Consider the following 21,791-nt stretch of genomic DNA (forward strand, 5'->3'; position numbering starts at 1 on the left):
TGCTGCTGAGAAAGCTGCTGCTGAGAAAGCTGCTGCTGAGAAAGCTGCTGCTGAGAAAGCTGCTGCTGAGAAAGCTGCTGCTGAGAAAGCTGCTGCTGAGAAAGCTGCTGCTGAGAAAGCTGCTGCTGAGAAAGCTGCTGCTGAGAAAGCTGCTGCCGATAAAGCTGCTGCTGAGAAAGCTGCCGCTGAGAAAGCTGCTGCTGAGAAAGCTGCTGCCGATAAAGCTGCTGCCGATAAAGCTGCTGCCGATAAAGCTGCTGCCGATAAAGCTGCGGCTGAAAAGGCTGAGAAAGAGCGCCTACAAAAAATTGAAGCCAATCGTCTGGTCTTACTCGATAACGCTAAAAAAGCAGGCTTAAATGATGAACAAGCAACTGCTTATGCCGAAGCCAACAAACAAGCTACTGATAAAGTGGCGCAAACTGCATTAGAAACTTTGGTTGCTGAAAAAGCTGCTGCCGATAAAGCTGCTGCCGATAAAGCCGCTGCTGAAAAGGCTGAGAAAGAACGCCTACAAAAAATCGAAGCCAACCGTTTGGTCTTACTCGATAAAGCTAAAAAAGCGGGCTTAAGTGCTGAACAAGCAGCTGCTTATGCCGAAGCGAATAAAGAGGTTAATGCAGCAACTGCACAAGCTGTATTAGACTCTATCGTTGCAGATAATGCTAAGGAAGCTCTGTTAGCAGAAGCGCGTGCAGCAAAAGGTATTTCAGATGCTAGATATCCAGTTGGTTCTATTACAGCTGAAAGTAGAGCATCTAGTAGTTCTACTTCAAACGCATTAACAACAGAATCTAGAATCCAAACGGTGGTTTATAATCAACCTTATTCTGTTGTTTTAGGTAATTACTCTGGCAATATAAGATATAATAATCAAACTGGTGCTATCTTTAATGATGATAGAGATACCTCAATCACCATTAAGGGATTGAAGACTGCGTCCGAAGCTATTCCAACGCTAGGAAATGCTACTTATACAGGCAAAGCGTTCAATGGTACTTATCAAAACTCTTTCGATTGGAATACCTACGAATCTTCTCAGAAAATTAAGGAAGGTACTTTATCTTATGATGTTAACTTTGAAAATAGAACTGGCGCTGGCTCAATTACTGGTTTAGGTGATAATGTAGAGTTACAACAAGGTGCAATTTCAGGAAATGGAATTTCAGCAATAGCTAAACAAGGCTATAAAAATGGAAGTTACTTGCTAAATTTCTATGGTAAAAAAGCTGAAGAAATTGCTGGTAAGGTTGTCTTCGATGGTAAAGATACGATTGGTTTTGGTGGTACTCGCGGTGAAATTTCTAAGAAATAGAAAGCTCATCCTTAGATAAATATATAAATTAAACCGTTTGAAGTATTTAATCTATATTTCAAACGGTTTTTTTCGTCTTATCGGTAAAATTTAATGAAAATAAAGCTCTATACAGCCTGCTGTATCGCACTATCTGCGCCAGCCATCGCTCAAGAAACACCACCTACCCAAACCGTATTTTTTGAAAAGACGCCGCAAATACAACCAGAGTTATTACTCAACCAACCTAGCCTTAATACGCCAAGTGTTGCACCACTAGCAGAAGGTAGTAGTCTAGAAGAAAGCATCAATTTCGCTATTGTTACTAAAGACTGGCAAATGCTAGAAAATCTATTGGCTCAATATCGTACGACTGTGAACTTCGATTCAATTTTATATGATTATGGATTAGGGGCACTATATCGACATCAGGGTCGCCAAAAAGAAGCCATTGCTTTATATCAACAAATCTTAAAGCGTCAACCTAATCTACATTATCCAAGGTTTGACTTGGCAATGATGTTGTATGAAGACAAGCGTTATGCCGAAGCAAAAGTGCAACTTGAGACAGCTGGGCCCTATCTTGCACCAGCGTTACAAGCTTTAGTTAGCCAGCTTTTAGGCACTATCAAAAAGTCTCAAGAGTGGCAGCCCACGCTAAACTTCAGTTATGAATCCACTGATAACGTCAATCAGGCGTCTGATTTAAAAGAATTGGTGATTGGTGAAGCGACGTTTATTCGTAGTGATGATTCATTACCGCAAGACGCACACGGCATACGTTATAACGTCGGTGCTACCCAAGAAAAAAACCTCAAAGGTAATCATTATATTTATAAAAGTGCAGACTTAGGGGGCGTAAATTATTGGGATAATAGTGATTATAGTGAATTAACACTGCAAGCAAATTTAGGTTATCGTTATAAAGACATCAAGCAATCATGGGGTGTCATAACGATGGTTGAGCAAAACTTGCTAGGCGGAAGTCGATATAATCAGAACTATGTGGCGACGTTAGAATACAATCGACAAGTATCAGACCAATGGCAAGTTTCTGGGAGTGTCTCACATTTACAAAAACGTTATGGAGACGATGACTTAGCCAATTACTACGATGGTCATGCCAACAGTACTGCGTGGATTTTACTTTACCAACCAAAGCCTAGATGGCTGGTTTACGCCGGCGCTGATTTTATGCGTGATGACTTAGCGGATCAGGCTGAATCATCAGATCGTCAAGGCATACGCGGAGGAATGGTATTCTCTGGAGATAAGATTAGTGTGAGAAGTAGTCTTCGTTACGCTCAGCGAGATTTTAAAGAAGATAATTTCTTTTATGGCGAAAAACGTAAAGACGATGAATATCAGTTTAGTACAACCCTAGGACATAAAAAACTTAGTTGGCAGGGTTTTATACCAAAGTTAAACTACGAGTATCAAAAAATTGACAGTAACTTGCCACTCTATGAGCGTAGCAACAGCACATTTTTCGTTAAGGTGGATAAGTACTTTTAAAATTCACAGCTATATCTGAAACGCTATATCTGAAACGCTATATCTTGAAACAAAGCTAGATTTGATAGGTAACGCTTAGGGTCTTTTGAGCATTCTCAAAGCTCAGAAATACTAGCTTCTAGACCTATCAAGCTACTGCTTTGCCGCCTCAATTTGAATATCCAAATCAACTTTTTCAGTGATACCTAACAAGGTATATTTGCTAATGCCCCACTTGGTTCGATCAAGCGTCGTCTTAAAATCTCCACCGCACACGGATTTTTTTAGTATAAAGCTAAAATAGCAGTTGAATTTGGTTGCTGTTAACGTAATAGGGTTGGTCTTACCATGCATTGTCAGCATGCCATCAACTTTAGTGACCCCGGCGCTGCCTTTTTCATCTGCAAAATGCCACTTAGTAGACTTAAAAGAAGCCAATGGGAACTTTTCAATATCAAAAAAATCTGCACTTTTAAGAGTGTTATCAAATTCTTTGTTGCCAGTATTTAGACTGTTTAGCGGAATAACCAACGAGACATTGCCTAGCTTAGACTCTGGGTCGTACTCTACCTGACCCGTTATATTGTAAAAGCCACCTGTATTGGTAGAAGTACCAAAATGGTCAATCGCAAAGCGGGCATTGGCATGGGTTGGATCGATATTATAGGTGGTAGCTTGACTACTAGTGATACCTAAAGCAAGCAATAGAAGCGCTGCCAGAGGCTTACGATAAGATAAAACGACGGGTGATAGTGAGAATCGACGCATAACGACATTCCTTTGTAGCGGTCTATGGTAGGTCAATCACGTCCGCTGTGATCAACAACTTTGTCCATATATAATGACGCTAAGACCCTATTTAAGCAATAAATATTGTCTTGCGCCATCATCATGTCATCATTCACGACCTACTAAAGCCCTACAATAGGGTATGCCCTAGACCTTTTCCTCCATCGTTGCCTGCTTTTCTTTGCCATGCGGCATTAGCCATTTAGCAAACCAGCCTGACAAATCATCCATCAAGGTATAAACCACTGGAATCACCACTAAGCTTAATAATGTGGAGGTTACCAGACCGCCAAGAACAGCAGCTGCCATCGGACGACGGAAAGTAGGATCCGCATCGCCCCAGCCAAACACCAATGGCAACATGCCAGCACCCATCGCAATAGTGGTCATAATGATAGGACGCGCGCGCTTATGACAGGCATCAATAATTGCCTCAAAACGTGCCATGCCACGACGCTGTGCAATCAGCGCGTAATCGACCAGCAAGATAGAGTTCTTGGTAGCGATACCCATTAGCATGATAAAGCCAATCATCGATGGCATAGACAGACTACTATTGGTAATCACCAAGCCGACGAAGGCACCACCAATAGACAAGGGCAATGCCATCAGAATGGTGAAAGGTTGTAGCAGACGTCCAAATAACAGAATAAGCACGCCTAAGATACAGACTACGCCGACAGACATGGCGATGATAAAGCCGCTGAATAGCTCGGCCATGTTTTCTGCCTGACCTTGATCAATGACAGTAATTGATGATGGTAGTTGCTGCATAGTCGGTGTGCTTTTGACCGCTTGCACCAAATCACCCAGCTCGCCACTGGCAGGCTGGACAGTAATCGTAATGGCACGCTCTCTATCAAGCCTATTAATCTGAGCAGGTCCTGTACCAAAGTCTAGCGAAGCGACCTCCCCCACACGCACCCCTTGCCCTGCTGGTAATGCACTGGGAACATACAAGCCTTCTAACTGACTGACATTTTGTTTGGCAACATCAGGCAGCCGCACCACGATAGGAATCTGCCGCGTGTCTAAGTTCAGCTTGGATAAACGCTGCTCATAGTCACCAACGGTCGCTATACGTAACGTGGTAGCGATATCTTGGGTGGTCACTCCTTTATCAGCCATCGCCAATCGATTCGGCGTCACTGTCAGCTCCTGACGCGGCAAACTGCGGTCGCTGGTCACTGATCCAGCACTCGGTAACGCACGGATATCTGACATGATCTGCTGGACGGTCTGTTCTAATACTTCTGGATTGGTACTGGTTAAAGAAAAATTGTAGCCCGTCTCACCGCCACTCGATAGACCGACAGTAAAGCGCGCACCCGGTACTTCTGCCAACATATTACTAATTTTTCGTTCAATCTCTTGTTTAGAGATACGCTCTGCTCGCGGCGCTAGCACAATATCCAAGCCAGCGATGTTTTCTGCTTTACCCCCGCTTGAAGCGGAATCCATCTCCTGCTGCGCTTCCCCCACTGAGGTAAAGATATTGGTCACTTCAGGCATGGCTAAAATACGCGCACTGGCCAGTGCGGCAACGCGCTCAGTATCCTCTAAAGCCACATCAGGCGTAAGCTCAATTGCCACACGCGTTTGGTTAATATCGTTATCGGGAATAAAAGACGTCGGTAGCAGTTTTACCAATGCCAGCGAGGCCACAAACAAGACCAAGGTTGCGCCCATCGTGAGCCAGCGATGCTGCAACGTCCATGAGACTATCTTGAGATACCACGTCATCATTTTGCTTTGTTTTTCGACGTACTTTTTTTCTGGTCGTAGGATATAGGCCGCCATCATGGGCGTGATCAAACGCGCCACCATTAATGAGGCAAAAATTGATAAGGCGGCCGTCCAACCAAACTGACGAAAGAACTGACCGACAATACCACCCATAAAAGCGGTGGGCAAAAATACTGCAATTAGAGTAAAAGTCGTGGCGACTACTGCCAACCCAATCTCATCGGCGGCTTCCATCGCCGCCTCATAAGGCGTCTTACCCATACGCAGATGGCGAATGATGTTTTCGACCTCAACGATGGCATCATCGACCAGTACGCCAATGACCAGTGAAAGTGCTAACAGGGAGATAATATTGAGACTAAAGCCAAACAGATACATGCCTAAAAAAGTAGGAATGACGGATAGCGGCAACGCCACTGCCGCTACGATGGTGGCACGAATATTCTTTAAAAACAGGAATACCACCACCACGGCGAGCAAACCGCCTTCAATGAGCATACGTAGTGAGGCTTGATAGTCTTCTGCAATGGGAGTGGCCCGGTCATAGACTTTTTCAATATTGATATTGCCGACGTCTGCGGACAGCTTGGCAAGCTCTGCATCGACCAGCTCCATCACTTCAACTTCACTGGCGCCGCGTGAGCGCGTAATATTAAACGCCACCACCGTTTGTCCATCGAGTTTGGCAATAGAGCTTGGATCAGCCGCGCCATCAGTGATTTGTGCCATACGCCCAAGCGCTTGGGTGCCACCTGTTGGTACAGCTACTTGCAGATCATTCAGCTCACCTGCGCGCTCGACCGCACCCAACACCCGAATGGTTTGCGTGGTTGTGCCCACTTCCGCTTCACCACCTGAGCTGTCTTGTTGAATACCCGCTATTTGTTGCGACAGCTGAGTAATAGAATACTTTAGCCCACTCAAAGCGATAGGATCCGCCGCGACGGTAATCTCACGCTGTAAACCACCGATCCGGCTTACCGTACTGACGCCCGGAATGTCAGAGAGACGCTTGGTAACGGTATCATCCACGAACCAAGAGAGGTCTTCTACATTCATGTTATCAGCAGCCACCGAATAGGTGACGACTGGGAATCCGGCAGTTGAGACCTTCGTAATGATAGGATCATTGGCCGCTGCTGGTAGGTCGCCCTGCACTTCACCGACCGCTGAACGCACATCGTCGACCGCTTCTTGGATATCTTTTTCTAAGACAAACTCAGTGACCATCGTGGCCGCCCCAGTTTGTAGCGTCGTCCGAATATGCTTGACACCTTCAATACTAGTGAGCTTATTTTCTATCTTTTTGGCAATATCGTTTTCGAGCTGCGACGGTGCGGCACCCGGCAAAGTCACCGTGACCACGACCGCTGGCAAATCAATATCTGGAAACTGCTGCACCTTCATTTGCATAAAGCCGTAGAGACCGCCCAAAGTCAGCAGCACAAACAGCAAAATAGCCACTAAAGGGTTTTTAATCGAGTAAGCTGATACGTTTAAACTCATGAGCGCGCCTGCGTAGCTGTGTTAGTAGCGGCTTTATTCGCGGTGGTAGCATCCGTTTGCTTGCCTGTTTTGTCATTGATTTGGTTCAGCCCATCAACGATACGCACTAAATCCCCATCATTTAAAAAGCTACCACCTTGCTTAACAATCTGACTGTCAGCCGCTAACGGCTCGGCGACTGCCACATTATCACCGAGGCGCTCGCCCAACGTCACTCTTTGTTGTTTGACACGGCCCATGGTTTTGCCGTCTTTCGTCGTAACGTTGGTGATTAGCATCACATAGTCATAGCCATCGTTGCTCACGATCGCACTATTGGGTACGGTTTGAGTGCTCGCACTACCTAACAAGAACTCGCCCGTTTGATACATGCCTGCCCGTACCTTTGAGTTAGCAGCGAGACTGGCGTAAATAGTAATTTGGCGGTTATCGTCGGCAGTTGGAGCAATACGGCTCACCTGCCCCATCACAGAATCGCCTCCCGGCAAACTAACGCGCACTGGGGTACCGACATTTACCTCACCGATAAGCTTTGGATCGATATCGGCGCGCCACTCTAAAATGCCACCTTTAATAATAGTAAATAATGGCTCTCCACCTGATACCATGCCGACCTCAGCCATTTTTTCACTGATTACCCCACTGACGGGGGCGACGACATTGGCATTATTTATACTTAAGCGCTGCGTACTTAACCGCGCTTTAGACGCTTGTAATGACGCTTGTGCTTGTAGTTTAGAAGTACGATAACGATCCGCTTCTTGTTTACTAATGGCATCAATATCGATCAGTGGCAATACACGGGCGGCATCGGCAGTCGCATTGGCAAGCGTGGCTTCCGCTTCTGCCACATCGGCTTCTGCCTGCACGACTTGCTGCTCCATGGCATCGGTATCAAATATCGCCAGTACTTGACCTGCTTTTACCCGCTCGCCCTCTTCAACCAATACCCGCTCAATCGCAACACCATTGACTTTAGCACTGACATTGGCGACGTCTTTGGCACTGATGGTACCGTCCGCACTCAAAGTATTGCCAATCGTATCTTGGCTTGGCATCACGGTTTCTACCGATAGCACAGACTGCTCCGTACTGGCATCGCTCGGATTTTTGCCATCGTTTTGTGTGCTTGCCGATGTTGGTGACCCATCGCTGAGCGCCTCATCACCAGCGCCCCAATATTTTCCGAGCAGGACACCAATGACCAGCACAATACCGAGCACTGGCAACAACCACAGCGGCATCTTTGACGAAGGTTTATTGCCTAGCGTGTCAGCTTGACGGTATGGTGGCAGCTCAGATTCAGGAGATAGTTTAGGGTTGGTTTCTTCAAGATCGCTCATGATAAGTCTCTATAAGTACGGGCAATAATAAAATTCAAAACAATTAGCATAGGTTGTTAAGCCTAGTCATAGCTATAAATGATAGTAATAATAAAAATGGCAGAAAGTAGAGGCAGTCTCTAAGCTGATGTTTATTATTGCAATAATCTATAAAATAATTGAGGATAGCACAATCTAATCGTCATCTTGTTTTTTATATAGTCGGTTCAATTTGGAAATAGTACAAGGCAGCCGAGTGCAGATGTATAGGTCATACTTCAAACGAGGTCAACGCCATAACATTTTTATAGTAATTTGACTATAAAACGAAGTAGCCACATAACACAACGCACACCCCTAAGAATGTGCGTTGTCATTAATCAAGTTCGAGCATCTATCACCAGTAAATTAGAAGCGATAGCCGACGCCAAGATAAGTAATGTATGGATCGATATCAAGGTTAGACTTGGCACGAATCAGTTTTTCGCCAGCTTCGTTTTTGACCGTAATAGTTGTGTCGCTATCGAGTTTTGCATAGGACAAAGAGCCGACGCCAAACCATCTGTCATTAAAGTCATAAGTCGCACCAAGAGTGAGGATAGGGGCAAAGGCGCTATCGGCCTCGACATCAACCTTCATCGCACTACTAGATTTTACATTTTCTAAGGCAGCGCCTGCTTTGCCATCTTTGATATTTTGGATTTGATCGCCAGCACGCTCCAAGTCTTGACGGATACCGTCATTCAAATCGATATCATTAAAGTAGGCATACATGACGCCTGCTACCACGTAAGGGCGGAATTTATTGACGCCAGATTGGCCAAATTGATACTGTATACCAGCTGCTGGTAGCCAAGCTCGCGCCGTTGATGCCACCCCATTGCCTTGCTCTAAGTCCGTAATCGGAATGTCTTTTTTAATCGCAAACTCTGGCAATACCGAGCCTATCCCACTAGCATTAACCTCACCAGTAAAGGGGGCGAAGACCTGACCCTTACCCATGATATCTACTTTTGGTGGTATGCCCGCTTTGAACTCTACTGACCAGTTGTCATCAAAATAATAGTTGAACAACAAACCTGCCGTATCGACATCATCAGATTCTAAACCAGTACCAGCACTGGTCCAGCTCTCTAAGCCATTAACGTTGACTGTGCCCGATGCACCCAACTCTCCTAGATCCGTATCAGCTGGCAAAATACCTAACAGCCCATTTACGGCTCTTAATGTGCCGGAATCTTGATCAGGGTCGATGACTTCTCGAACCGTTGAGATACGTACACTACCATTTTCGGCAACGGTACCATCTTTAATAGCGGTAGTATTGGTTAATGCATTGGCATCGCCTTGTGGCGACGCATGCAACCAGCCAGCAGAGACCGAAAAGCGCTTAAAACTACCATCGGTCTTAAAATAATCGAATTCAGCAAAAGCAGATTGGCTAAATAACAATGGGCTAACGATGGCGCAAGCGAGAGTTAACGTCTTTTTCATGACACATCCTTGTATAAACATTCAGACAGTTAAATAATGATACTGACAGCACGATAATAATTAAAGCAACCACCCGGATGCTAGTCATATGAGGTTAGGCCAATTTCTAACGTCCTGTTAGAAGGTATCAAAGCAACGACTATCGTATTGTTTAGCCATTTTTCGTTCTAACTAAAACGTCAAAATAGCCACATACTAGCAAACCAGCACGGTCACAAATAATGAAGCAGCAACATAAACTGCCCTACTAGTCGACGTATATCAACCACAATTAGCGAACACGTAAGTCAATATTAGTTTATAAAAATATTGGAGCGTGTATTTTTGAGCGCAAGCTATCGTAATGTAAATAATCTATAAATAATTGATTACACTCATATTTTATATTCGTAAATTGATATTAACGAATAAATATAACTAGTAAGAGGGCATAACTGCATAAACTATTCGATAATAGTATGGTTGATTCAAGATGATTCAGGTAAAAGGAAGGCGAGTGAAGGTACAACAAGTAGTAAACTGAACAAGTCTGATTTATATAGGATTGACTATACAGATGAAAAACCTGCTATGCATTGGTGTAGCGGCTGGCTTCTGGCATCCAGCGATGGATAAGCTGACTGACATCTGCTTTACGTGCAGGATCAGCAATTAAGTGTTTGGCGAGGCGCTGGGCAATGGCGAATAATTGCTCATCACGAATCAGATCGGCCAAATAATAACCGACATTGCCCGTTTGACGTTTACCCAGTAGCTCACCCGGCCCGCGCAGCTCTAAATCTTTTTGGGCAATGACAAAGCCATCGGTGCTGTCGCGCAATACATTTAAGCGCTCCGTGCCTGTTTCTGACAACGGCTTTTGGTATAACAACACACAGTAGCTTTTGGTCGAACCACGCCCGACGCGTCCACGCAATTGATGTAGCTGTGACAACCCTAAACGTTCGGCATTTTCAATGACCATGAGCGACGCATTCGGCACATCGACGCCAACCTCGATGACCGTTGTGGCAATGAGCAGATCAAGATTTCCGGATTTGAATGCTTGCATGATGGCTTGTTTGTCAGCGGACTTCATCTTGCCATGGACGAGACCAATGCGAATATTTAAGCGCTCATTTAGGTCTTCATAAGTGGCTTCCGCCGCTTGCGCATCCAGCACACTAGATTCTTCTACTAATGAGCAGACCCAATAGGCCTGCCTGCCCGCCTCACAATTAATCGCAATACGCTCAATCACCTCATCGCGGCGATTACGGTCAATGGTCACTGTCGTAATTGGTGTACGACCGGGTGGCAACTCATCAATGATAGAGGTATCCATATCACCATAGACGCTCATCGCCAGCGTACGCGGAATGGGCGTTGCCGTCATAATCAGCTGATGCGGCGTGCTATTGGCTACGCCTTTATTGGTCAAGGCCATACGCTGCTCAACGCCAAAACGATGCTGCTCGTCAATAATGACCAAGCCCAACTTGGCAAACTGTACTGTTTCTTGAAACAACGCATGAGTCCCAACCACTATTTGCACCGTATTCTCACTCACCGCCTCTAATGCTTCGCGGCGCTGCTTCGCGGTTTGTTTGCCAGCCAACCAGCCGACCCCAACACCTAAGGGTTCAAACCAGTTTTTAAAATTGACCAAATGCTGCTCTGCCAAAATCTCTGTGGGTGCCATAACCGCCACTTGCCAGCCACTGTCGAGCGCATAGCCTGCCGCACCTGCCGCGACCAACGTTTTACCAGCGCCCACATCGCCTTGTACCAGTCGCAACATCGGAATAGAAGTCGCCATATCAGCTGTGATGTCTTTCATCACCCGTTGCTGTGCGCCTGTTAAATCAAAGGGTAAAGCGGCAAACAACTTATCCGCAAGCGGGCTTTGAGCGGCACATTTAGGTGCTTTATGCTGATGTAATTGCTGACGTCGATATAACAAACTGAGTTGATGCGCGGTTAACTCTTCAATGATTAATCGCTGGCATGCCGCATGAGTACGAGCACTTAATTGAGTGAGCAGCTGATATTGCCGACCAGCATCGGTATAAGTGGGCGGCGTGTGCAATAACACTAAGGCTTCAAATATCGTCAGGTTATAGACATTACTATTGGCAATACTAGCAGCGGCTGTATGGGGTTCATTATTTGCACTATAAGTAGAAGGGCTGGTTTTATTGACACTATTATTAATCGAATTGTCAGGCACACTGCGGGCAAGCGTTGAAAAAATATCGTCCGGAAAATCATCTTCTACAATTGCTGATTTAGTAGGCTCAAAGGGCGCTAACGGTAAATCAGCGACCACGGCAAAATCCTCATTGGTAAACAGCGTCATCGGTAGACCTTGACTGCGCACAGTTTGTAGCGCCAACTTAATCAAAGTACGCAATTTATTCTGATGCAAGCCTTTGACACTAGGATAAATGGGCTGCAACCCAGTATTGGTCATGGCGCTGCTATCAGTAATGATTTGATACTCGGGATGATGCATCTGCTTACCATAACGGCTGACTTTTACTTCGCCGAACAATTGCAATTGCGTGCCCAAACTCATGGTCTGCGCCAGACCTCGATAGACTTTAAAAAACCGTAAAGATATCGTCCCAGTGTCATCATCTACAATCACGGTCATGCCACTGCGCTTGACATCGACGTGTACCACGCGCCCAGTGATTAACGCTGCTTGTCCATGCCCCACGTCTGCTATCGATACCAGTCGGCTACGGTCTTCATAATCTCGTGGCAGGTGCAGTAGCAAATCAAAGATTCGCACAATACTCAACTGTGCCAGTTGCTCGGCAACCTTGGAGCCAACACCTGCCAGCGCCGTCACTGGCATATCGAGTGCCGACATAGGCTGCTCAGATCTCCCATGAGCGGCTGACTGAGTTGAGGAAGGAGCTGAAGCGTGACTAACCGATATGGGCATCAAAAATCCTAACGATATTGGTTTTACATTGCGTAAGTGCAAAATAGTTTATTAGGCACTCTGATACTACTTACGACCTATAAAAGCGATGATAATCAACTGGCTATAAAAATACTGAGTCAGACTCATTATAACTGACAATATGATTGATTATGCTAAGCTATTTAGTAATACTGCGTCTAGATGCTGTGATGCTTTGTGGAGACATACATCCAATCTATCCTTTATGGATTAGCAACTTTACCGATAAGAAACTTTATCGATAAATAGCTTGCTTGATAAATAAATGTCTCAAGAATTAAACGTATAAACAATCAACCAATGCCCTAACTTATGATGATTTTATAAGGTCTTTTTTATGTTTGCGCCCACTTTACTGCCTCAATCTTATCATCATTTGATATTCCTGCGTATCAGTGTGCTTGCCATATTGTCCCTAAGTATCAACGCTTGTAGCACGCTGACACCGCCACCAACATCAGTAGCACCCATAGCAGATGCACCAAAAGTTGCATTAGTATTGGGCGGCGGCGGTGCCAAAGGTTTTGCACATGTTGGCGTAATTAAGGCGTTAGAAGCAAACGGCATCAAACCAACTTTGGTCGTTGGCACTAGCGTCGGCAGCTTGGTTGGTAGTCTATATGCTAGCGGTTACACGCCAGCACAGCTTGAGCGCTTGGCATTGACCACCACTGATAGCGAATTGACGGACTTTACCTTATCCAACCAAGGCTTTATAGAAGGTATCAAACTCAAAAACTTTATTAATACCAAAGTTGGCGGACGCCCTATAGAGTCTTTTCCCATACACTTCGCTGCGGTCGCGGCTGAGAAGCACACACTAAAAAAAGCGGTCTTTAGCACGGGAGATGCTGGACTTGCCGTTCAAGCGTCTTGTAGCGTGCCCAATATTTTTATTGCCCCGCGTATTCCCGAAAAAGTTGGCAAAAAATATATTGATGGCGGTGTGGTCAGCTTAGTGCCTGTCGATAGCGCGCGTGATTTGGGGGCAGATATCATCATCGCTGTCGACGTGACAGTGCCTACTAGCAAAAAGAACGTAACGAACAATCTTTTACCTGCTATCACCTCATTGAGTGGCTTTTGGGCATTACTTGAAAACAATCTATCCTCTAATGTAGCAACTAATAGAACTTCCACCGTTGCTTATGCAGACGCCAAACACAGCGCATCGATACGCAATGAACGCGGGCGCGCTGACATCGTCATTACCCCTGATGTGGGTCATATTAGCTCATTAGATACCAGTCAACGTAGTGCCCTTATTACGGCTGGCGCGCAAGCCACCACACCACAAATCAATGCAATTAAGCAATTAATTAAAGCAAAATCGCAGAGTAAATATGCGACTCTATAGCGATATATAATCAAAATACCCTAAAAACGCCACGGTATTGCTGATATCAATTTTTTGTCGTCTCTGTCTGCGCAGGCACAGCAAGCAAGGAAAATTGATATCAGCAGTGCGTAATGTCTCGATATTATCTGCGCTATTTTCCTTGTTTGACTGCAATTGACCTCACTTTTATCACCATTTTTAAAATGAGGACACGCCCTAGAATTTCAGCCATTAAAAAAGCACCGCAGTCATAAATCGTGGTGCTTTTTACTGTTAGCTAGATCAATTCTGCTTAAACAGACGGCATCAATTAATAAGCAAATTTATTTAACGCGGGCGCGATATTTCACTGCCACGGTGTCATTAAGGCCAACCCCTTCGATATCCCAGCGTACCGATTTATAGTATTTCAATGGGATTTCTTGCAGTTGGTTGTCTACTTTGCCACGTAGCGGCATACGGGCGAAAGTATTGCCATCGGTGCTACCATAGGGAAAGTCAGGAGAGACCGCGCGCAATAGTTCTACTTGCTCAGGGATACTCATGGTGACCGTCATTTTACGGACGCGATCAGCATTGGTATTGGTAAAATACCCTTGATACTCTAAGACATTGCCTGACTGCAAACGCGTATTGGCATTAACCGGCACCAAGACCTCTTGACCATTGGCATCAACACTAATCAGCGAGGCGGTAATTTTGCTATTAACGGCTTGCACGGTAGAGTTACCGCTATTGGTGCTTGCTTGATTGCTGTTGGACTGCACAGCAACTGAAGTATCGATCGCTTGCTCTGGGGTCGGCAGCATCGCTGATGCTTGGGTGACAGCCATAACACCGACAAGCGTACCGGCTATCACGTGAAACAAGCGGTGGCCGCTAAAAGCGCTAAAAGGATTGGCAAGATGGTTACTTTTTTTCATGACTTTCATTATCCCTAGTTAATATATCGGTAAAACGCAGCTGGCAAAACCTGACTGTCTGGTTAATGCATTTTCAATGCTTTTTAAACTCTGACACTTATCGCTTTAACTTTTTAATTTTCTCGCGGTTTGGATAGACGAGACTTTATATGAGCAATACACTTAATGACGACATCTCAGATTATGAGCAGGCTATCATCATATACGCTCCATGCTAGTAACGTTCATTTTTATTGATTATCTGCGTTAGCCGTCTGTAAAGCAATAGCGATTAGCATAGCAAAAAGCGTTTGTAGGTACACTAACCGCGTGTTGAGGTTGTGTATATCGTCAATCTACTATAAAGATTGATTAACGCTATTGAAATAAAAGATAGCTCATAACGGCGTTTTTTGCTATGGTAATTCTTTAGCGACAGGTATCTTTTGTCACGCCCCTTTTCTTATTCTGACTATTATTGCTCCTATTATGACTACTAGCGCCATGCCACAGATTAATCCTGAATACGTTCATTGGTTCCGCAACTCTGCCCCCTACATTAATACCCATCGCGGTAAGACTTTCGTGATTATGTTTGGTGGTGAAGCGGTCAATCATTCGAATTTCAGCACGCTTATTCATGACTTTGCCTTGTTACATAGCTTGGGTATCAAGCTAGTCTTGGTACATGGAGCACGACCGCAGATCGAAAAGAACCTGCAAGGGACTGATATCACCTCGCCGTTGCATGAAGACATTCGAGTGACGCCGCGTGTGGCGATGCCTTCTATCTTACAAGCCGTTGGTGCCATCCGCTTACAGATAGAAGCACAGCTGTCGATGGGACTGGCCAACTCACCCATGTATGGCTCGCGCATCGATGCCGTTTCGGGCAATTTTGTCACTGCTCGTCCCTATGGCATTCGTAATGGTGTCGATTATCAGATGACCGGTGAAGTGCGCTCTATCGACGTTGAGGCGATTAAAAATAACCTACTCCACGATCATATTGTGATTTTAGGCTCAATGGGTTATTCGGCGACAGGTGAAGTCTTTAATTTACTCGCCGAAGATGTAGCATTGAGCGCTGCGGTGGCACTTGGCGCGGACAAGCTTATATTTTTGGGTGAAGAAGCCGGCATCAATGACGATGACCGCTTGCTACGCGAGATGATTCCAAACGAAGTCGATCGCTTCTTACGGGATCGGGACTTAAACTGTGAGATTAACTACTTCTTAAATTGCGCCAGTAACGCTTGTCGCCAAGGTGTCCATCGCACCCATATTATCTCTTACGCCAAAGATGGCGCGCTATTGGAAGAGCTATTCACCCGTGATGGCTCTGGTACGCTCATTAGCCACGACCCTTATGAAGAGATTCGCCGCGCAGATATCGACGATGTCGTGGGACTTATTGAGCTGTTATCGCCATTAGAAGAACAAGGCATCTTAGTCAGCCGCTCGCGCGAACGCTTAGAGCAAGAGATTGATCACTATAGTGTCATTGAGCGTGATGGTATGATTTTGGGCTGTGCAGCGCTCTATCCATTAGATGCGGATGCTGCAGAAGTGGCTTGTGTCGCGGTTCATCCTGAATATCGTAGCGGTAGCCGCGGTGCTGACTTGCTAGCATTTTTAGAGCAGCAAGCACGCAGCCATGGTCTGCATAAGTTATTTGTTCTGACCACTCGTACCGCGCATTGGTTCGTTGAGCAAGGCTTTGCGGAAGTTGAGGCAAGCGCTTTACCAGAAGCGCGCCGTGAAAAATATAATAACGGTCGTAACTCTAAAGTGTTCCAAAAAACGCTATAGCACCAAAATCTCTATAGTCAGCGCCTAGGTTAAGTCGTTAAAAGCTCACTTAATTACCGCACACGAAAAAGCCCTCATAATAGTTATGAGGGCTTTCTTATTTCTTATAACCACTATAGGTTAAAAGTCTAATAACGCATTATTTTACTTTTAACAGCTCAACCGTAAAGATCAATGTGCTGTTAGGCTCGATACCTGAGTTGCCCGCTTCGCCATAAGCGATGTCTGATGGGATATAAAACTCATATTTGCCGCCCTCTTTCATCAACTGTAGACCTTCGGTCCAGCCAGCGATGACTTGATTCAGTGGGAACTCAATTGGCTCACCACGCTCATAAGAGCTGTCAAATACCGTACCGTCAATCAATTTGCCTTCGTAGTTTACTTCGACCACGTCAGTTGCTTTTGGTGATTTACCAGTACCTGGGGTGATGACTTTGTATTGTAGACCAGAAGCCGTCTTTTTTACGCCTTCTTTTTTCGCGTTTGCGGCTAAGAATGCTTCACCAGCAGCTTTATTGTCAGTCGCTTTGCTTTCCATATCTTTGACAAACTTCGCTTCTTGCTCTTTTTGATAGGTCATCAATACTTCTTGCATTTGCTCTTGCGTCAATGCGGAATCATTGCCTTCATAACCATCACGGAAGCCTTTTTCAAAGGTATCAAGATTTAGATCACCGACCGCTTCTTTGTTACCTTCAGCCATCATATAGCCCAAGCTATAACCTACTTTTTCATTGGCTGGGCTTTTTTCAGTGACTGAAACGCTTTGGGTAGAAGTTTCTTGATTACCATTATTAGTACTACAACCGGTAACTAATAACATAGCACTAGCAAGTGCACTAACGCTTAAAGTGGTGATTTTTTTCATATATTACTCTCAAATTGTAAGAATAGTGGCGAGATGTCACATATTTCTATAATAACAAATCTTAGTTTTAGGAGCCACGGTTAGGATAAAATTATCGGGCTAATGTACAGTCTGTGTTAAAATTTATCATAAAAATAACAAGTTATCACACAAATATAGTAACAGGTTAAGCTTTCTGTCTTTAAATCTATCAATACATCAGCTAAGCTAAATTAGTTAAGGTGATAAGTAACTGAACGTAAGTTTTACTAATATATGTTTAGGTATCGGTAGCAGCGCTGCGCAGTACAAATGTATCACCAGCGCAAGCCTATGTTTACCATAATAGTATTACTGATTCAGTCATTATAATATCCCTGTATAACTTAAATTAAAAATACTATTTATAATTACCATCTATATGGTTTTGCTGAATAATAACGGTGATGGGTACATGACAATTGTGCCAGCTATTCTTGTTATTTTGTGGCTCATGTATGATGATTAAAGGAGGATAAGATGAATCCAATGTTTACATCTTTTAACGGTTATCTTGGTGGGCCCATCGGCTCTATCATTGGCGCGATTTTGATATTTATTATTGGCTGGCTCGTGGCACTAGGTATCGCGGCGTTGGTACGTGGTGTGTTGTCTAAAGTGAACCTTAACCAACGCATGAACTCTTCCACTGGTAAAACCTACGATCTAGAGGGTATTATCTCTAAGATTGTTTTTTGGTTTATCTTTATCATCGCAATTTCAGGGGCTCTTAGCCAATTGAACTTGAACTCTATTTCGGCACCATTTGCAAACATGGTCAACCAAGTATTGGCCTTTATCCCTAACCTTATCGGTGCTATCGCCCTTGGTGTGATTGGTTGGGTAGTGGCAACTGTTGCCCGCACAGCGATCAATGCTGCATTGGCCAAAACATCAATGGATGAGCGTTTAAGTGCACAAGCTGGTGTCAAACCAATGAGCAGCACAATTGCTGATATGGTTTATTGGTTCATCTTATTGGTTGTTCTAACCATGGTATTGGGTCAATTAGAGCTTGATGGTCTATTTGCACCATTGACTAATATGGTTGATAAAATCTTCAGCTTTATTCCGAACATCTTAATTGCTGGTGTTGTGTTTGTCGTTGGTTATATCATTGCTAAAGTAGTACGCGGCATTGTGACCAACCTTGTTTCTACTTTTGATGTGCAAAAACTGGCAACAAAAGCAGGTTTAAGCGAACAAAACAGCCTACCTAATATTGCGGGTTCATTAGCCTTTTTAGTTGTGATTATCCCAACGATTATCGCAGCATTAAATGCGTTAAAAATCGAAGTGATTGCTCGTCCTGCGACGAACATGCTGAACAAAATCATGGAAGCGTTGCCAAATATCTTTATGGCAGTTGCTATCCTCGTTGTGACTTTCTACGTGGTACGTATGGTCGCTAACATCATCAAAGGCTTGATCGAAAACACTCAGATCAACCAATTGCCTGCCAAAGTTGGCTTGCAAGAAACGATGGGCGATAAGAAAGTTTCAGACCTCGTTAGCTATGCGATCATCTTCTTTGCGATGTTATTCGCTTCTATCGCTGCCGCTGATTTATTGGGTTTTGAGCCTATCTCAGCTATCATCGCGATGTTTATTGCTTTCGGTGCCAACATCATCTTGGGCGCGATTATCCTATTCATCGGTTTTTGGCTTGCCAATATCATTGCTGGTGTCGTTGAGCGCTCTGAGCAAGGCTCACAGTTCTTAGCAAACATCGTACGTGTATTAATCATGGGTTTGGTACTAGCCATGGGTCTAAAAGCGATGGGTATTGCTGACTCTATTGTGAACTTAGCATTTGGTCTAACACTAGGTGCCGTTGCGGTTGCCTTTGCTCTATCATTCGGTCTTGGTGGTCAAGAAGCAGCAGCACGTTTCCTCCGCAAGATGCAGGATAAAATGGACAAAGAGCGTACTGAAGCAAAAGCGAAGTCTGCTTTGACGCCTAATTCATCGACGCAAGACAAAGTTGCTGATTCAGTTCGTGAGAATACGCCGAGTGCACCAACTACCTCGGCAACTAACTTACGTACAGATACAGTCGATACCACAAAACTTGGTACTGACCCTGTAGATACTACTGATGTTGGAACGACTAGAACTCCTGGAATTCAGACAGATAATGATTTATTACCTGGTAGTGGTCTTATCGACAACACTAATAAATAAGTCTTTATGACAGTATAATTTTGCATGAAAAAAGACAGCTTAGGCTGTCTTTTTTTGTGGGTATAATCAAAACATCCTAAGAACGCGACGGTATTGCTGATGTATCAATATTACTTTCAATTGACTATATTGGTTCGTGTTGGTTATTTCAATAGTTATATAGATGTAGTCAATTCGACATAAAACCGATACGCTAATATTACCAGTGCTACTGGTATAAATTTTACTTGCGTGCTGTGTCTGCGCTGATAGAGGCTGCGCAAAATTCATCCCAGCAGCACTGTATTTTTTTATAGTGATTCAACTATACTTTTTAAGATTGAACGCCTACGCATTTACCTAATTACCAAGGCGTGCCACTATTTATGGTTTATCTTTGCGGGCTGGAATAGAAAGGTTGAGACGAACTTGAGGCAAATCGTTTGCTTGCTGCGTCAATTTCTTGCTCGTAGGCTGCTCAGTACCTTGTTGTTTAAGGCGCTGTATTTGCTTGGTAAGTTGACGCTCGCGCTGGGTCATACTATTCATAGGTTGAATCCACAGATCGATATCTATAAAGGTCTCGCCTGCCTCAGAGATAAAGTCTATACCAAGTACAATGACGTGATGCAGCTCAGCCATCGGTAGCCGCGTGGCAACATCTTGCGCAATTTGCTGTAAGTTTGGCTGAATAGCCGCCTTACTATTCTGCCCCTGCCCATCTTGACCATAGAATATCAGCACATAATGCCGACCGAGATTTTCATACGAATGCTGATGTACTACATAGCCAGTTTCTTGCAACGCCTGCTGTTGTTTTGGGTGTCTATATAAAGTGCGGATAAGCTCATGCCGCGAAAACAAAGACTCATCTAAGAGTTGCTGCTGCCAAACAGAAAATGAGGGTGTTATTGACTCTTTATCTGCCTTAGCTTTTAGCTCTGCACTGACCGTATGAATCATCTGCGCACTAAGCTGCGACCAAAGTGTCGCGGCCTGCGCCATATGTTTTTCATACATCGGTGCCGTTTTGCTTTGATTCTTTTGCGCTAGGCTCATGGCTATCAATGCAGAATTGGGCGCTTGCTGAATACCGTATTTGATAAGCGCGTTATCGACCGTGATAGTGTGGTTAAATAAAGATACACTGCTTAAAAACTGCCTGATAATTCTTTCTTCGGACTCAAAGCTCGCGATGTGACTAGATACCGACTGCTGTAGCTGCTCTAGATGATATCCCAAAAACCGCCATAGCTCGCATGGTGTCTGCAACGCTAGCATTATCGAACACCAATCATGCCAGCTGAATATTTGAAGTTGCTGACCACTGTCACTCATATCAACGACTAAATCTTCCATAAAGTAGCGCGCAGCAAACGCATGCTTTAGACGCTTGGGTAACTTACTTGGCTGACTATTACTTTCAAAATCACTATTGTTTTCAATATTACGGTTATTATCACTATCGCTACTGTTGTCATTGTCGCCACCATTGTTAATGCTATTTTTAGCGTGCTCACTAAACTGGATATCGACGACCAATACCTCATAGCTGAGCAGCTGAGCGTCTTTACTTTGAGAGGTGTAACTCTTATGCCATGCCAGCGCTGCTTTGACTGCTGCCATCCGCACTGACTCAATCTTAGCCAAGCTCGTCTCAGAAGGCAGAGTTACCGTGAGCGTTAATAGCTGCAGCTTACCTAGTCGCAACTGATAGTGATACTGCCGAGCCTCATAACGCGCCTCTATGGTTTGGAGATTAGGTAAAACAATCTCTGACGCAGCTGCCTGCAGATAACAAGCCAATTCATCAGCTAAATGACCCCATTCAGATGTGGCAGTAGTCGAATTTGACACAGTTCCAACCTTTTATTATCAATTGAATATAACGCATCCTATAATGCCACTGAGAACGATAATGCCCTTCTTACAAGGATAATAAGCATTCTTCGCTAAAGAAAAACTAAACTATAGTCAAAATATCCTAAAAACGCGACCTTATTGCTGATATCAATTTTTTATAGCCTCTGTCAGCGTAGACACAGCAAGCAAGAAAAATGGATATCAACAGTGCGTGAGGTATCAATA

General features: G+C 44.4%; 13 protein-coding genes. 5 read left to right on the forward strand and 8 right to left on the reverse strand.

What is annotated here, in order from left to right:
* Together HQR03_RS14135 and HQR03_RS12835 are read left to right on the forward strand one after the other, a co-directional pair.
* A partial coding sequence (locus HQR03_RS14135; protein ID WP_217271602.1) for a Slam-dependent surface lipoprotein occupies nt 1–1,315 on the forward strand: 1,315 nt, incomplete at its 5' end.
* Nucleotides 1,316–1,408: 93 nt separating this feature from the next.
* Nucleotides 1,409–2,809 (forward strand): surface lipoprotein assembly modifier, encoded by a 1,401-nt coding sequence (locus HQR03_RS12835; RefSeq protein ID WP_173240405.1) that lies wholly within the window; start codon nt 1,409–1,411, stop codon nt 2,807–2,809.
* A 132-nt stretch (nt 2,810–2,941) separates the two neighbouring features.
* Here HQR03_RS12835 and HQR03_RS12840 read toward each other — a convergent pair whose 3' ends face one another.
* The 5 genes from HQR03_RS12840 to recG all read right to left on the reverse strand — a co-directional run bounded on the left by HQR03_RS12840 (nt 2,942) and on the right by recG (nt 12,577).
* Complete coding sequence (locus tag HQR03_RS12840; RefSeq protein ID WP_173240406.1) at nt 2,942–3,556, reverse strand: YceI family protein; 615 nt, start codon at nt 3,554–3,556, stop codon at nt 2,942–2,944.
* A 168-nt stretch (nt 3,557–3,724) separates the two neighbouring features.
* Nucleotides 3,725–6,829 (reverse strand): efflux RND transporter permease subunit, encoded by a 3,105-nt coding sequence (locus tag HQR03_RS12845; RefSeq protein WP_173240407.1) that lies wholly within the window; start codon nt 6,827–6,829, stop codon nt 3,725–3,727.
* The gene (locus tag HQR03_RS12850) at nt 6,826–8,172 is read right to left on the reverse strand and encodes an efflux RND transporter periplasmic adaptor subunit (RefSeq protein ID WP_173240408.1); all 1,347 of its coding nucleotides are present in this window, start codon (nt 8,170–8,172) and stop codon (nt 6,826–6,828) included. The genes HQR03_RS12845 and HQR03_RS12850 overlap by 4 nt, the downstream gene beginning before the upstream one ends.
* A 387-nt stretch (nt 8,173–8,559) precedes the next feature.
* A complete protein-coding gene (locus tag HQR03_RS12855) occupies nt 8,560–9,645 on the reverse strand; it encodes an OmpW/AlkL family protein (RefSeq protein ID WP_173240409.1) in 1,086 nt (361 codons plus the stop codon).
* 568 nt (nt 9,646–10,213) lie between these two features.
* Nucleotides 10,214–12,577, reverse strand: a complete 2,364-nt coding sequence (recG, locus tag HQR03_RS12860) for an ATP-dependent DNA helicase RecG (RefSeq protein WP_244952037.1) — start codon at nt 12,575–12,577, stop codon at nt 10,214–10,216.
* A 358-nt stretch (nt 12,578–12,935) separates the two neighbouring features.
* Here recG and HQR03_RS12865 point away from each other — a divergent pair, with 358 nt between their 5' ends.
* Nucleotides 12,936–13,955: a patatin-like phospholipase family protein gene (locus HQR03_RS12865; RefSeq protein WP_173240410.1), complete on the forward strand. Its 1,020-nt coding sequence runs from the start codon at nt 12,936–12,938 to the stop codon at nt 13,953–13,955.
* Nucleotides 13,956–14,260: 305 nt separating this feature from the next.
* Here HQR03_RS12865 and HQR03_RS12870 read toward each other — a convergent pair whose 3' ends face one another.
* Nucleotides 14,261–14,860, reverse strand: a complete 600-nt coding sequence (locus HQR03_RS12870; RefSeq protein WP_025653186.1) for a hypothetical protein — start codon at nt 14,858–14,860, stop codon at nt 14,261–14,263.
* Between the two features lie 468 nt (nt 14,861–15,328).
* Here HQR03_RS12870 and argA point away from each other — a divergent pair, with 468 nt between their 5' ends.
* The gene (gene argA, locus HQR03_RS12875) at nt 15,329–16,651 is read left to right on the forward strand and encodes an amino-acid N-acetyltransferase (protein WP_101210856.1); all 1,323 of its coding nucleotides are present in this window, start codon (nt 15,329–15,331) and stop codon (nt 16,649–16,651) included.
* Nucleotides 16,652–16,790: 139 nt separating this feature from the next.
* On the opposite strand, the gene HQR03_RS12880 is transcribed toward argA, so the two are convergent.
* The gene (locus tag HQR03_RS12880; protein ID WP_173240411.1) at nt 16,791–17,522 is read right to left on the reverse strand and encodes an FKBP-type peptidyl-prolyl cis-trans isomerase; all 732 of its coding nucleotides are present in this window, start codon (nt 17,520–17,522) and stop codon (nt 16,791–16,793) included.
* 498 nt (nt 17,523–18,020) lie between these two features.
* Between HQR03_RS12880 and HQR03_RS12885 the strand changes: the two genes are divergently transcribed.
* Nucleotides 18,021–19,724: a mechanosensitive ion channel gene (locus HQR03_RS12885; RefSeq protein ID WP_101210857.1), complete on the forward strand. Its 1,704-nt coding sequence runs from the start codon at nt 18,021–18,023 to the stop codon at nt 19,722–19,724.
* 363 nt (nt 19,725–20,087) lie between these two features.
* Here the strand turns inward: HQR03_RS12885 and HQR03_RS12890 are convergent, their stop codons facing one another.
* On the reverse strand, nt 20,088–21,560 hold the full coding sequence (locus HQR03_RS12890) for a hypothetical protein (protein ID WP_173240412.1): 1,473 nt from the start codon (nt 21,558–21,560) through the stop codon (nt 20,088–20,090).
* Between the last annotated feature and the right edge of the window lie 231 nt (nt 21,561–21,791).

Source organism: Psychrobacter okhotskensis (assembly GCF_013248965.1).
GTDB classification, from domain to species: Bacteria; Pseudomonadota; Gammaproteobacteria; order Pseudomonadales; family Moraxellaceae; genus Psychrobacter; species Psychrobacter okhotskensis.

Excerpts from the sequence above, each read along its gene's own strand:
- HQR03_RS12835 (WP_173240405.1), top strand. The coding sequence starts at position 1,409 with ATGAAAATAAAGCTCTATACAGCCTGCTGTATCGCACTATCTGCGCCA.
- HQR03_RS12840 (WP_173240406.1), bottom strand. The coding sequence starts at position 3,556 with ATGCGTCGATTCTCACTATCACCCGTCGTTTTATCTTATCGTAAGCCT.
- HQR03_RS12845 (WP_173240407.1), bottom strand. The coding sequence starts at position 6,829 with ATGAGTTTAAACGTATCAGCTTACTCGATTAAAAACCCTTTAGTGGCT.
- HQR03_RS12850 (WP_173240408.1), bottom strand. The coding sequence starts at position 8,172 with ATGAGCGATCTTGAAGAAACCAACCCTAAACTATCTCCTGAATCTGAG.
- HQR03_RS12855 (WP_173240409.1), bottom strand. The coding sequence starts at position 9,645 with ATGAAAAAGACGTTAACTCTCGCTTGCGCCATCGTTAGCCCATTGTTA.
- recG (WP_244952037.1), bottom strand. The coding sequence starts at position 12,577 with ATGCCCATATCGGTTAGTCACGCTTCAGCTCCTTCCTCAACTCAGTCA.
- HQR03_RS12865 (WP_173240410.1), top strand. The coding sequence starts at position 12,936 with ATGTTTGCGCCCACTTTACTGCCTCAATCTTATCATCATTTGATATTC.
- HQR03_RS12870 (WP_025653186.1), bottom strand. The coding sequence starts at position 14,860 with ATGAAAAAAAGTAACCATCTTGCCAATCCTTTTAGCGCTTTTAGCGGC.
- argA (WP_101210856.1), top strand. The coding sequence starts at position 15,329 with ATGACTACTAGCGCCATGCCACAGATTAATCCTGAATACGTTCATTGG.
- HQR03_RS12880 (WP_173240411.1), bottom strand. The coding sequence starts at position 17,522 with ATGAAAAAAATCACCACTTTAAGCGTTAGTGCACTTGCTAGTGCTATG.
- HQR03_RS12885 (WP_101210857.1), top strand. The coding sequence starts at position 18,021 with ATGAATCCAATGTTTACATCTTTTAACGGTTATCTTGGTGGGCCCATC.